The organism is Caballeronia sp. AZ10_KS36 (assembly GCF_023631105.1).
Classification (GTDB): Bacteria; Pseudomonadota; Gammaproteobacteria; order Burkholderiales; family Burkholderiaceae; genus Caballeronia.
Genome location: NZ_JALQDQ010000014.1, coordinates 100396 through 113311 on the forward strand (window position 1 = coordinate 100396; position 12916 = coordinate 113311).

General features: G+C 66.5%; 13 protein-coding genes. 10 read left to right on the forward strand and 3 right to left on the reverse strand.

Annotated features, from left to right (window positions below; translation table 11 throughout):
* Entirely contained in the window at positions 1 to 957 is a 957-nt protein-coding gene (locus NCR35_RS08435; RefSeq protein WP_250534008.1) for an alpha/beta hydrolase, read from the forward strand.
* 585 nt (positions 958 to 1542) lie between these two features.
* On the opposite strand, the gene NCR35_RS08440 is transcribed toward NCR35_RS08435, so the two are convergent.
* From NCR35_RS08440 to NCR35_RS08450, 3 genes are all read right to left on the reverse strand, one after another.
* Positions 1543 to 2373 carry an NRDE family protein gene (locus tag NCR35_RS08440; protein ID WP_250534009.1) on the reverse strand — a complete coding sequence of 277 codons (831 nt, stop codon included), beginning with the start codon at positions 2371 to 2373 and terminating at the stop codon, positions 1543 to 1545.
* Positions 2374 to 2379: 6 nt separating this feature from the next.
* The gene (gene ygfZ, locus NCR35_RS08445; RefSeq protein ID WP_250534010.1) at positions 2380 to 3366 is read right to left on the reverse strand and encodes a CAF17-like 4Fe-4S cluster assembly/insertion protein YgfZ; all 987 of its coding nucleotides are present in this window, start codon (positions 3364 to 3366) and stop codon (positions 2380 to 2382) included.
* 639 nt (positions 3367 to 4005) lie between these two features.
* A complete protein-coding gene (locus tag NCR35_RS08450) occupies positions 4006 to 4347 on the reverse strand; it encodes a hypothetical protein (protein ID WP_250534011.1) in 342 nt (113 codons plus the stop codon).
* A gap of 252 nt (positions 4348 to 4599) precedes the next feature.
* Between NCR35_RS08450 and mltG the strand changes: the two genes are divergently transcribed.
* From mltG to NCR35_RS08495, 9 genes are all read left to right on the forward strand, one after another.
* Positions 4600 to 5610 (forward strand): endolytic transglycosylase MltG, encoded by a 1011-nt coding sequence (gene mltG / locus NCR35_RS08455; RefSeq protein ID WP_250534012.1) that lies wholly within the window; start codon positions 4600 to 4602, stop codon positions 5608 to 5610.
* Positions 5610 to 6230: a dTMP kinase gene (tmk, locus tag NCR35_RS08460; RefSeq protein WP_250534013.1), complete on the forward strand. Its 621-nt coding sequence runs from the start codon at positions 5610 to 5612 to the stop codon at positions 6228 to 6230. Before mltG ends, tmk begins: the two co-directional genes overlap by 1 nt.
* Positions 6231 to 6246: 16 nt before the next feature.
* On the forward strand, positions 6247 to 7284 hold the full coding sequence (locus tag NCR35_RS08465; protein ID WP_250534014.1) for a DNA polymerase III subunit delta': 1038 nt from the start codon (positions 6247 to 6249) through the stop codon (positions 7282 to 7284).
* A gap of 30 nt (positions 7285 to 7314) precedes the next feature.
* On the forward strand, positions 7315 to 7851 hold the full coding sequence (locus NCR35_RS08470) for a GNAT family N-acetyltransferase (protein WP_250534015.1): 537 nt from the start codon (positions 7315 to 7317) through the stop codon (positions 7849 to 7851).
* A 13-nt stretch (positions 7852 to 7864) separates the two neighbouring features.
* The gene (locus NCR35_RS08475; RefSeq protein ID WP_250534016.1) at positions 7865 to 8653 is read left to right on the forward strand and encodes a TatD family hydrolase; all 789 of its coding nucleotides are present in this window, start codon (positions 7865 to 7867) and stop codon (positions 8651 to 8653) included.
* Between the two features lie 55 nt (positions 8654 to 8708).
* On the forward strand, positions 8709 to 9455 hold the full coding sequence (locus tag NCR35_RS08480) for an ankyrin repeat domain-containing protein (protein ID WP_502801659.1): 747 nt from the start codon (positions 8709 to 8711) through the stop codon (positions 9453 to 9455).
* A gap of 85 nt (positions 9456 to 9540) precedes the next feature.
* Positions 9541 to 9897 carry a Rap1a/Tai family immunity protein gene (locus tag NCR35_RS08485; protein WP_175940309.1) on the forward strand — a complete coding sequence of 119 codons (357 nt, stop codon included), beginning with the start codon at positions 9541 to 9543 and terminating at the stop codon, positions 9895 to 9897.
* Positions 9898 to 10035: 138 nt separating this feature from the next.
* On the forward strand, positions 10036 to 11421 hold the full coding sequence (otsA, locus tag NCR35_RS08490) for an alpha,alpha-trehalose-phosphate synthase (UDP-forming) (RefSeq protein ID WP_250534017.1): 1386 nt from the start codon (positions 10036 to 10038) through the stop codon (positions 11419 to 11421).
* A 241-nt stretch (positions 11422 to 11662) separates the two neighbouring features.
* A complete protein-coding gene (locus tag NCR35_RS08495) occupies positions 11663 to 12730 on the forward strand; it encodes a glycosyltransferase family 4 protein (protein ID WP_250534018.1) in 1068 nt (355 codons plus the stop codon).
* Positions 12731 to 12916 lie beyond the last annotated feature (186 nt).

A 12916-nucleotide genomic window follows, 5' to 3' on the forward strand; every position in this document is an offset into this window, starting at 1 on the left:
ATGCCGCTCAATCCCAAGATCGCGCAGATCCTCGACATGGTCGCGCGCGCGAACCGTCCGCCGTATCACACGCTCACGCCCGGCAAGGCGCGCGCTGCCTATGCGATGAGCGCGCCCATTCTCGATATCGCGCCGTTGCCGCTTCATAGCGTCGAAGACATGCGCATCGCCACGCGCGATGGCGCCGAGATCGGCGTGCGCGTTTATCAGCCCGCTGCGCCGAGTTGGGCCGAGCCCGCGCCGGCGCTGCTGTATCTGCATGGCGGCGGCTTTACGGTGGGCAGCATCGCGACGCACGACGCGCTTTGCCGCAAGTTCGCTCACGACGCGCGCTGCGCGGTGGTATCGGTCGATTACCGGCTCGCGCCCGAGCACAAGTTCCCGGTGGCCGTGAACGACGCGTTCGACGCGCTGCAATGGCTCGCGCGCGAAGCGCCGATGCTCGGCATCGATCCGGCGCGGCTCGCCATTGGCGGCGACAGCGCGGGCGGCACGCTCGCCACCGTCTGCGCGGTGCTCGCGCGCGACGCGGGCATCGCGTTGCGGCTGCAACTGCTGATCTATCCGGGCACGAGCGCGCGGCAGCGAAGCGACTCGCATGCGCGGCTGGCCGAGGGCTATCTGCTTTCGGGCGAGACGATTCAGTGGTTCTTCGCCCAATATCTGCGCGACGACCGCGATCGCGACGACTGGCGCTTCGCGCCGCTCGATGCAGCGGGCGGCCAGCCGGATTTTGCGGGCATGGCGCCCGCGTGGATCGCGGCGGCGGACCATGATCCGCTCTACGATGAAGACGTCGCGTATGCGGCGAAGCTCGCGGCTGCGGGCGTGCCCGTGACGCTCGCGCGCTACGAAGGAATGATCCACGAGTTCTTCAAGATGGGCGGCTTCGTGCCGGAAGTGGCGCGGGCGCACGAGGATGCGGTGGCGGCGTTGAAGGGGGCGTTGGAAAGCTGAGGCGCAGCACTTTCGAGCGTCGCGCAACTCGACGATGCAAGCCGTCCGTTATCGCCGCGCTTGATCCACGTGTTCTCCAGGATGGGCGGCTCGTGCCGGAAGTGGCGAAGGCGTGCGCGGATGCGGTAGCGGCGCCGAAAGGCGCGTTCGAAACCTGAGGCGCGGCATGGTCGAACGTTCCCAACTCGATGCGAGCCGTCCGTCAGCGCCGCGCGTGATCCGCGCGTTCTTCATGGCGGCTTCGTGCCCGAAGTGGCGCAGGCGCATGGGGTTGCGCTAGCGGCGGTGAAGGGCGCGTGCGAGAGCTCAGGCGCGCAATTTCGAGCGTCTCCCAACTCGACGATGCGAGACGTCCGTTATCGCCGTGCTTGATCCACGCGTTCTTCCAGATGTGCGGCTTCGTGCCAGAAGTGCGGAAGGCGCGCGCGGACGCGGTAGCGGCGCTGAGAGGCGTATGCGAAAACACAGGCGCAGCATGGTCTAGCGTCCCCCAACTCGGCGACGCGAGCCGTCCGCTATCGCCGCGATGGGCCGTTTGGTCTCTGAAGCGGCGAACGCAGACACGGTGCGGACGCTAAAAGCCGCTCACGCAATCTCGAACGAAAACGCCCGCTCAACGTTCCCCGGCCTGACGACGCGATGCGAGCCGTCGTCATCGCTGCGCTCCTTGATCGCCAGCGACAAGCCGCGTGCAGTCGGCAGCACCCGCAGCGCGGTCGTGCTGCGCGTGCCGTATTCGGGCGTCTCGATGAACGCCGCCGACAGCACGCGCTCTCGCTCGATCGAAATGCCGGTGGACGGCAGATGTTCGTCGTCTGCGATACGCGGATCGCGCAGCGTGTCGATCAGCACGTCGAGCGCCGGATGCTCACCGGCATGAATCAGATCGGCGAGCGCCTGCCGCTGCGCGACGAGCTTCGGCCAGGGCGTGTTCAGCAGGCTGTTTGACAGACCGTGAACGCCGGCTTCGAGCAGCGCGGGCGGCGCGTCGGCGCGATTGCCGTACCAGCCGAGCTCGCGTCGCGCGAAATCGCCGCACAGCAGATTGAAGCCGTTATAGCGGTGCCCTTGCTCGGCCACGCGCCGCAGATAGTCCAGCGGCGCTTCGCGCTCGCCCGCGAGAAACGCGCTCACGAGCGTGCCGCGCGTGGGCGCGTCGGGGCGCATTTCGCTCGGCGCGCGATAGTTCGTCAGCGCAGCGAAGCGGCCGTCGCGGCTCACGCCGAGCCACGTGCCGCCGCCCGTCAGATCGCGGCCGGCCAGGACGCCGGGCGCGTCGTTCCACCAGTGCATCGGCTCGGCGTCGCGGCGGAAGAACTCGTCGCGATTCGCGGCGAGCGTCAGCAGCGCGCGACCGTCGCCGGCACGCGGGTCCCGGCGGGCGTCCGGCTGCCAGTCGAATACGATCAGGCACATGAGCGGTCAGACGTCGGACGGAAACGCATACGGCAGCGGCAGAAAGTCGAGGCGCGGACCGTCGACGGCGCCGACGTGCACCGAGCCGTTATCGAGCGCCGCGAGCTTGATTTCGACGAGACAATCGACGCCGCCGCCTTCGGCCGGCGCCGCATTGACGACCATGCCGCAGGGCTGGCCGGGATCGTCGGAATGAAAGAGCGCTGCGCCCGGCGCGGCCGTTTCGCCGTGCGCGAGCGCCGTGCGCCGCTTGATGGTCCCGCGATACTGACTGCGCGCCACCACTTCCTGACCCGGGTAGCAGCCTTTCTTGAAGTTGACGCCGCCCAGCACGTCGAAGTTGACCATCTGCGGGACGAACTGCTCGACGGTCGGCTGCGTGATGCGCGGCTCGCCCGCGTGAATGTCGAGCCAGTCCCACAGTTCGGCGGCCCCGCGCCGCAGCTTTTCGTCGAGCTTCGGCAACTGCGCCTCGATATCGGCTTTCGGGCCAACCCACAGAAAGCGCGGACGGCCCGCGGCGTCCGGCACGCGGATCAGCGCGCCGTGCGGACCTTCCACCTTGACGTGGATGCCATCGGGCAGCGCGTCGAAAATGCCGGAGAGCGCCGCGCGCACATCGCCCGCGAAACCGACGGCCGCGACTTCGGGCGTCGCGTCGGAGAGTTTGGCTTTCGCGCGCAGCACGAACATGGAAAGGCGCTTTTGCACGGGCGCCTGAATGTCCTGCGAGATCAGAAGACGCACGGCGTCCGCTGTGCGCCACATGAGGAACGAGCCGAGCAGGCGGCCCTTGGCCGAGCAATAGCCCGCGAGGCGCGCGGTGGAGGCGTCGAGATGCTGGACGTCGTTCGTCAACTGGTTATGCAGGAACGCGACGGCGTCATCGCCTTTCACGTCGATCACGCCGAACTGCGTGAGCGGCATGTGGACGCCCGCGGTCCTGACGGCTTCGAAATCGGCGGCGGCGAGGGAACTGGTCTGGGAATTCATAGGGACGATGTGTCGATGCGAAAGGCGCGGCCGGTCGATCCGGCCCCGCGCAGGTGGCAAGTCATTATATGGGGGTTGGGCGGGGCGTGTTTTTAGGGCGCACGCAGGGCGGGGGATCGGCGGGTTACAGCCTGATGGCGACGCATCGCGGCGCATGGCTATCGCGTTGGCGAAGGCAGCATGTCTGCGCAGGGCCACCGTAGTCGCTTCGCATGCGCGGCCAGTCGACGCTTCTCGCCATCGACCGATGCGTTGATCGTTCTGCCGAGACGGTCGCTCTTACATCGTGTCTGTGCGCGGCTGGGGGGCTTGGCTAAAGATGTGCCGGAACCCGCTTTTCGCAGGCCGTGCGTGCCGTGGCGATCGACCTCGCATTCCGTCGCGGAGTGGCGGCGCTAGTTGAAACGGCCGGCTATGCCCGCGCCGCGACGGCCGCCTGCCCGTCAGCGTGCGCTTGCTCGCGCTTGTTCGTTGGTTTCGGCGGCTGCAATCAGAGGCGGCGGGCGTTCCACCCGCCGCTGTGCTCAGAGCGCCGCGAAGCGGCAGCAGCGGCTTGTGCGGCCTTCCGTACTACCGCTTGCATAGATGTGGCGCGATCAACCGCGCCACACTTCCGTCTTAATCAGACTTAACCACCCGTCACTGCCCCGCCGGCGACCTCACGCTAGGCGTCGCGAGCGTGTTATTGCTCGTGGCAGGAGCCGTAGTGGTAGTGCCGTTCGTGGCGCTCGGCAGCCCCGAGTTCGGCGCGCCGCCGGACATGCCGCTGGCGGAGCCGGTCGCGCCCGGCGAGCCGTAGCCGCCCGTCCCGCCGTTGACCTGGTTGCCCTGGTTGACCTGATTCGCCGGGCTCGCCGTGCTGCCCGTCGAACCGCCGTTGGAACCGCCCGCCGAGCCGCCGCCGCCCGCCTGCGCGAACGCGCCGCCCGACAGCGTCAGCGCGGCGACCGCCGCGATCAATGTGCTCATTGCCTTGCTCATGATCTCTTCCTCCTTGGTCGTTCTCCAAAAATGAGGCAGACGCTCATCGCCTGCTTAATTGAATGGGTCGCAAGTGCCGTGCCGCGTTCGCCCGGTCGTTCGCATCCTGCAACCGGTCCGCTCTGACCGAAGCGTGGCCGCATCTATACAATACGGGTCGAAATCGGCCGAAGGGCTGCAAGAGGGAAGTCGCACGCTGACCCGATCGGCGCGCACCTCTCCGTCACAACTCCATTACTGCCTCTATTCGTCGTGTCTTTCCTGAAGAAATGCGTCGTGGCCGCGCTGCTCGTCGCGATACTCGCAGCGGCCGTCGCGGGCGGCGTCTATTACTGGGCCAATCGGCCGATGACGCTGTCCCCCGCCGAACTCGATGTCACCATCAAGCCGCACAGCAGCCTGCGCAGCGTGAGCGCCCAGTTGAATCGCGGCGGCGTGCCGGTCGAGCCCGAACTGTTCGTGCTGATGACGCGCGTGCTCGGCCTGTCCGCGCAGCTCAAATCCGGCAACTACGCGTTCAAGAGCGGCATCACGCCCTACGAGGTGCTGCAGAAAATCGCGCGCGGCGACGTGAACGAATACGTCGCGACCGTCATCGAAGGATGGACGCTGCAGAAAATGCGCAGCGAGCTGGACGGCAATCCCGCGCTCATGCACGACACGGCCGGCATGAGCGACATCGACTTGCTGAAAGCCATCGGCGCGACGGAAGTGGACAAGGCGTCCGCCGAGGGCCTGTTCTTCCCGGACACGTATCTCTTCGACAAGGGCACGAGCGATCTCGCCGTCTACAAGCGGGCGTATCGCACGATGCAAAAGCGCCTCGCCGAAGCCTGGGCGACGCGCGCGCCGAACCTGCCGTACAAGACGCCGTACGAGGCGCTCATCATGGCGTCGATCGTCGAGAAGGAGACGGGGCGGGCGTCCGACCGGCCGCTCGTGGCGGCGGTGTTCGCGAACCGGCTGCGCATCGGCATGCCGCTCCAGACGGACCCGAGCGTGATCTACGGACTCGGCTCGACCTACGAAGGTCATCTGAAGAAAAAGGACCTGCAGACGGACACTCCGTACAATACCTACACGCGCATGGGCCTGCCGCCGACGCCGATCGCGCTGCCGGGCGTGGCCGCGCTCAGCGCCACGCTGAACCCCGCGCCGAGCAGCGCGCTGTATTTCGTGGCGCGCGGCGACGGCAGCAGCATCTTTTCCGACAATCTGGGCGACCACAACAGGGCCGTCGACAAGTACATCCGGGGTCAATGATGGCGCGCGGCACTTTCATCACGTTCGAAGGCATCGACGGCGCGGGCAAGACCACGCATCTCGACTGGTTCCGCCAGCAGCTCGAAGAGAAAATCGCGCCGAGGGGCCACCATGTCGTCATGACGCGGGAACCCGGCGGCACCGCGCTCGGCGAAACGCTGCGCGGCATTCTGCTGAATCAGCCGATGGACCTCGAAACCGAGGCGCTCCTGATGTTCGCCGCGCGCCGCGAGCATCTCGCGCAGGTGATCGAGCCGGCGCTCGCGCGTGGCGACTGGGTGCTGTCCGACCGCTTCTCGGACGCGACGTTCGCCTATCAGGGCGGCGGGCGCGGTCTGCCGCGCGACAAGCTGGAAGCGCTGGAGCGGTGGGTGCAGGGCGGGTTCCATCCGGATCTGACCGTGCTTTTCGACGTGCCGACCGAGACCGCGAGCGACCGCCGCTCGGCCGCGCGGGCGCCGGACAAGTTCGAAAGCGAGTCGGACGCGTTCTTCGAGCGCACGCGCGCCGAATATCTGCGTCGCGCGGCGGAATCGCCGGAGCGTTTCGTCATCGTCGATTCGACCCAGCCGATCGACGCGATCCGCGAGCGTCTGAAAGACGTGATCGCGGGCCTTTGAGATTACGGCACAGAAGATGATCTACCCCTGGCAAACCGACGACTGGCAACGCCTCCAGCAACTGCGCGCGCACTGGCCGCACGCGCTCTTGCTGCACGGAGAGGCGGGCATCGGCAAGCTCGCGTTCGCGCAGCATCTTGCGCAGGGGCTCTTGTGCGAGACGCCCGCCGCCAACGGCGAGCCGTGCGGCACATGCCCCGCGTGCCTGTGGTTCTCGCAAGGCAATCACCCGGATTACCGCGCCGTGCTGCCCGAGGCGCTCGCCGCGCTAGCCGGACCGTCGGGCGCGGACGACGCATCCGCCGATAAAGCCGATGACGGCGAAGGCAAGAAGTCGCGCGCGCCCAGCAAGGAAATCAAGATCGAGCAGGTGCGCGCGCTACTGGACTTTTGCAGTCTCGGCTCGCATCGCGGAGGCTTGCGCGTGGTGCTGCTGTATCCGGCCGAGGCGCTCAACGTGGCGGCGTCGAATGCGCTTCTGAAAACGCTCGAAGAGCCGCCATCGGGCGTCGTGTTTCTGCTCATGTCGGCGAGAATCGACCGGTTGCTGCCGACCATCATCAGCCGCTGCCGTCAATGGCCGATGAGCCTGCCCGACGCTGACGCCGCGCGCGCGTGGCTCGCCTCGCAAGGCGTGGACGATGCCGCGAGCCTGCTCGCCGAAGCGGGCGGCGCGCCGCTCGCCGCGCTGGCGCTCGCGCACGACGAAAACCGCGCGTTACGCGATTTCACGCTCGCGCAACTCGCCGCAGGCCCGAACTGCGATGCCTTCGCGTGCGGCGAGAACTTGCAGAAGCTGCCCGTGCCGATGGTCCTCGGCTGGCTGCAACGCTGGCTCTACGACGTGCTCGCGCAACGCACCGCCGGGCGGCCGCGTTATTTCCCCGGCGCGGGCAAGGCGCTCGCGCGCTGCGCGCAAGCCGCCGATCCTGCCGCGCTTACCCGCTGCATCAAGGCCGTCACGCGTCAGCGCGCAGTGGAGAACCATCCGCTGAACGCGCGGCTCGTCTTCGAAGAACTGTTTCTCGCGTATCGCGGGATTTTCACCGCCTAATCCTTCGCTCCGTTCTCAACGCCATCGCCCATGAGTCTCACGTATCGCGACGCCACCCTCGACGACCTGCCCGCCATCGTCGCCATCTACAATTCGACGATCGCCTCGCGGCAGGTGACCGCGGACCTCGATCCGGTCAGCGTCGAAAGCCGCCTCGCGTGGTTCCATTCGCACGGCCCGAACGCGCGGCCGCTGTGGGTGGTCGAAGAGGGCGGCGCCGTGATCGCGTGGCTGAGTTTCTCGGATTTCTATGGCCGGCCGGCGTATGCGCGCACCGTCGAAGTGAGCATTTATCTGGACGAGCGCGCGCGCGGCAAAGGGCTCGGCAAGCAACTGCTGCGCGAAGCACTGGATAAGGCGCCGTCGCTGCAAGTGGATACGGTGCTCGGCTTCGTGTTCGGCCATAACGAGCCGAGCATGAGACTTTTCGCCAGCTTCGGCTTCGAAGCGTGGGGCACGCTGCCGCGCGTCGCGGTGCTGGATGGCGTCGAACGCGATCTCGTCATTCTCGGCTTGCGGCTGGAAACCGCGCCGCAACGAAAAAACGGCCTGAGTCAGAACCAGTAGCAAGGAGCACGGGATGTTCGTCGATTCGCACTGTCACATCAATTTCGAAGGCTTGGCCGACCGGCTGCCGGACGTGCTCGACAAGATGCGCGAGCACGCGGTCACGCATGCGCTGTGCGTGTCGGTGGATCTGGAGACGCTGCCCTCGGTGCTCGATATCGCCGAGCGATGCGAGAACGTCTATGCGTCGGTCGGCGTCCATCCGGACCACGAGGACGCGAAAGAGCCGAGCGTCGCGGAACTGGTCGAGTTGGCTGCGCATCCGAAGGTCTGCGCGATCGGCGAGACGGGGCTCGACTACTATCGGCTGGAAGGCCGCAGCATTGCCGACATGGAATGGCAGCGCGAGCGGTTTCGCAAGCATATCCGCGCCGCGCACGCGACGGGCAAGCCGCTCATCATCCACACGCGGTCGTCGTCGGACGACACGCTGCGCATCATGGAGGAGGAGCGCGCGAGCGTGCCGGGCGGCGTCATGCACTGCTTCACCGAGCCTTGGAACGTGGCGGAAGCGGCGCTCGCGCAGAACTTCTTCATCTCGCTCTCCGGCATCGTCACGTTCAAGAAAGCGACGGACGTGCAGGACGTCGCGCGGCGCGTGCCGCTCGACCGGCTGCTGATCGAAACCGACTCGCCGTATCTCGCGCCGGTGCCGTATCGCGGCAAGCCGAATGAACCTGCGTACGTCAGTTATGTCGGACGTTTCATCGCGCAGTTGCGCGAGCAGACGGACGAAGCGGTCGCAGAAGCGACCACCGACAACTTCTTCCGGCTTTTCAAGATCGCGCGTCCGGCTGCCTGAGCACGGTCAGGCGAGCGTCGCGATTCATCGTTTCATGGCAATTCGAAGGTCCACTATGAACAATTCCTCGATGATTTCCACTCAGTCCGCCACGAACGCACGCACGCAGATCAGCAGGCGCGCGGCGGTGCGCGGGCTTTTCGCGGGCGCGCTCATCGCCGCGTGCGCGTTCGCGCAGCCGGTCTGGGCCGCTTCCGTGGACTCGCTCATCAAGGCAGTCAAGTTCGACGACGTGTCCGAGGTCAGGAAACAGCTCGCGCAGGGCGCCGACCCGAATACGGTGGATAACACCGGCGCGCCGCTGCTCGTCATCGCCGCGCGGGAGAAGTCGGACAAGGTCGGCCAGCTGCTCGCCGACAACCCGAACACGGACCTCGAAAAGCTGGATTCCGCCGGCGAGAACGCGATGATGATCGCCGCGCTCAACGGCGACGCCACGTTCGTGAACCTGCTGATCGCGAAGGACGCCGAAGTGAACAAGAAAGGCTGGACGCCGCTGCATTACGCGGCGACCAACGGCCACGACGACATCGTGAAGATTCTGCTCGACCACTCCGCCTACATCGACGCCGGATCGCCGAACGGCACGACGCCGCTCATGATGGCGGCCCGCGGCGGCCATCTGTCGACGTGCAAGCTGCTGCTCGATCAGGGCGCCGATCTGCGCGTGAAGAACCAGATCGGCATGACGGCGGTGGACTTTGCCCGTAAATACAACGAGAAGGACGTCGCGGAAGGTTTGCAGGCGCGGCTCGACGCCATGCAAGGCGCTGCTCAAAGCGGCGCAAATGGGTCAAAATAACACCGCTACGCTCGAAACCGGGCGAGCGCGGTCAGGCGCGGCCGCCTCGCCCCAATACGCCGCCGCTCAACAGACAAGGAAGACCATGCTGCGGGAATTCGCCATCGCCTGTGTTCTTGCGACGCCCGTGTGCGCGTTCGCATTCACCGGCAACGATCTCAACAAGCTCTGCATCAAGACCGACCCGAACTCGCGTACCGCCTGTGCCGCCTACATAGAAGGCGCGGCCGACGGCGTGTACAACACGATCGAAGCCATCGGCGGCACCACGGGGCCGCAAGTCGGCCAGTACTTCTGCCTGCCGGCCGACGTGAAGCCGCAGCAACTGACGGACGCGGTGCGCAAGTACATCGCGGACAACCCCGACAAGGCGAATTTCAACGCCACGACGATGGTATCGCTCGGTCTCGGCAAGGCGTTTCCCTGCAAGGCGGAACGCTGAGCGGACGCCGACGCGCCTCTTGCAGCGGATCGGGTGATCGGACGCGGCGCGGAAACCCGCACGCCGTTTGCTAGTCGAACGTCGGACAGCGATCCAGCGATCCGCCCACATCACACAAGAAACGCAAGAGGAAAGTTTATGAGCCGTCTCGTCGTCGTATCCAACCGGGTCGCCACGCCGACCGAAACCAAGGGCTCGGCCGGCGGGCTCGCCGTCGGCGTGTTCGGCGCGCTGAAGGACAGCGGCGGCGTCTGGTTCGGCTGGAGCGGGGACGTGGTGAGCGAGAGCGTCGCGAATCAGGGGCCCACGCTCGTGCAGGACGGCGCCGTGACGTTCGCCACCGTCGGCCTGCCGAAGAAGGACTACGACCAGTACTACCGCGGCTTCTCGAACGCGATGCTGTGGCCCGTTTTCCACTATCGTAACGATCTCGCCGTCTACGACCGCGACGAATACGCCGGCTATCGCCGCGTGAATTCGTGGCTCGCGCACAAGCTCATCAAGCTGCTGGAGCCGGACGACGTCATTTGGGTCCACGACTACCATCTGATTCCGTTTGCCGAGGCGCTGCGCAGTGCGGGCATCACGAACCGGATCGGCTTCTTTCTGCATATCCCGTTTCCGTCGCCGCAGATTCTGCTCAACATCCCGCCGCATGAGGAACTGGTGCGGTCGTTGTGCTGCTACGACGTCGTCGGCTTCCAGACCGAAGGCGATCAGACCGCGTTTCACGACTACATCGTGCGGCACGCGCACGGCACGGCGACCGCGGACGGCCACGTCGAGGCGTTCGGGCGCAAGCTGAAGACGGGCGTGTACCGCATCGGCGTATTCCCCGACGAGATCGCGGAGCAGGCGCAGCGCGGCGAGGCGCGGCAGGACGTGATGGACCTGAAGCAGAGTCTCGAAGGCCGCAAGCTCATCATGAGCGTGGACCGTCTGGATTATTCGAAGGGGCTCGTCGAACGGTTTCGCGCGTTCGAGCATTTTCTGGAGAAATCGCCGGAATGGCGCGGCAACGTCACGCTCGTGCAGATCGCGCCGCCCACGCGCTCGGACGTCGAAACGTATCAGCAGATCCGCCAGAACCTCGAATACGAAGCAGGGCGCATCAACGGGCGGTACTCCGGCCTCGATTACACGCCGATCCGCTATCTGAACCAGCGCTATGACCGCTGGAAGCTGATGTCGCTCTTCCGCGAATCGCAGATCGGGCTCGTGACGCCGCTGCGCGACGGCATGAATCTCGTCGCGAAGGAATACGTCGCCGCGCAGAATCCGGACGATCCCGGCGTGCTCGTGCTCTCGCAGTTCGCGGGCGCGGCGGGGGAAATGACGGGCGCGGTGATGGTGAACCCGCACGATGTGGTCGGCATGAGCGACGCGCTCGCCCGTTCCCTCGCCATGCCGCTCGCCGAGCGCCAGCAGCGTTACCAGGCCAACATGGCGGCGCTGCGCAAGCACAATCTCGGCGTATGGCGCGACGATTTCCTCGCCGACCTTCGCGGCGTGCGACGCAAGTAACAGGCGCGCGAAACGGTTGTTTCCGGTCTGTAACAGAGCGATGAAAGTGCAAGAGAACGCCGGTTCCCGCCGCTTCGCCGTCGATAATGAATCGTCGCGCGGCGGCCGGCTTGCCGCATCCAACGATCGAGGGAAACCCTCGTTAGCCGGCTGACAGTCTGCTGTCATACTCGATCTCGCGCGACGTATTCAGAACACGAGCACACGCTCGCACGTCGAAGTTCGCATGGAGACGAGAACGATGAGAATTGCCCAGATTGCCCCGTTGACCGAGTCGGTCCCGCCCAAGCTCTACGGCGGCACGGAGCGCGTCGTGTCGTATCTCACGGAGGCGCTCGTCGAGCTCGGCCACGATGTGACGCTGTTCGCCACCGGCGACTCGCAAACCACGGCGAAGCTCGAAGCCGTCTGGCCGCGCGCGCTGCGGCTCGACCCGGCAATTCGCGACCGCATTGCGCCGCACATGCTGCTCATGGAACTGGTGCGCCGCCGCGCCGAGGAGTTCGACGTCCTGCATTTCCACATGGACTATTATTCGTTCTCGCTCTTCAACCGGCAGGACACGCCGTTCGTCACGACGCTGCACGGGCGGCTCGACTTGCCCGAGCAGCAGCCGGTGTTCGACACGTTCAACACCGCGCCCGTGATCTCGATCTCGGATTCGCAGCGCCATCCGTTGCCGCAGGCGAAGTGGGTTTCGACGGTCTATCACGGCCTGCCGGAGATGCGTTATGTGCCGCAGCCGGTCGAGCAGAAGTATCTGGCGTTCCTCGGGCGCATCTCGCCGGAAAAGCGCGTCGATACGGCCATACGCATCGCGGGGCGCTGCGGCTTGCCGATCAAGATCGCCGCCAAGGTCGATGCAGCCGACCACGAATACTTCGAGCGCGAGATCGCGCCGCTGCTGGAGTTGCCCTACGTCGAGTTCATCGGCGAGATCAACGACGCGCAGAAGGCGGACTTCTTGTCGGGCGCGCACGCGCTGGTTTTCCCGGTCGACTGGCCCGAGCCGTTCGGACTCGCGATGATCGAGGCGATGGCCTGCGGCACGCCCGTTATCGCGTTCAATCGCGGCGCGGTGCCGGAAGTGGTGGACGCGGGCGTGTCCGGCTTTGTCGTGGAAGACGAGATCGGCGCGGTGGCGGCGGTGAACCGGCTGCATACGCTCTCACGCGCGGGCGTGCGCCGGCGCTTCGAGGAGCGCTTCACGTCGCACCGCATGGCGCGGCAATATCTCGACGCGTATCAGGCCGTGGTGCGCGCGCAAAAGCGCTCGCGCTTCAAGCTGATCGATCGCGCGGCGACCTGAGTTCAAATCCAGGCACCAAAAAAATAGACCGCCGTGGGGGGGGGGGGGGGGGGGGGGGGGGGGGGGGGGGGGGGGGGGGGGGGGGGCGGGGGGGGGGCGGGGGGGGGGGGGGGGGGGGGGGGGGGGGGCGGGGGGTGTGGGGGGGGGGGGGGGCGGGGTGGGGGTGGGGGGGGGGGGGGGAGTGGG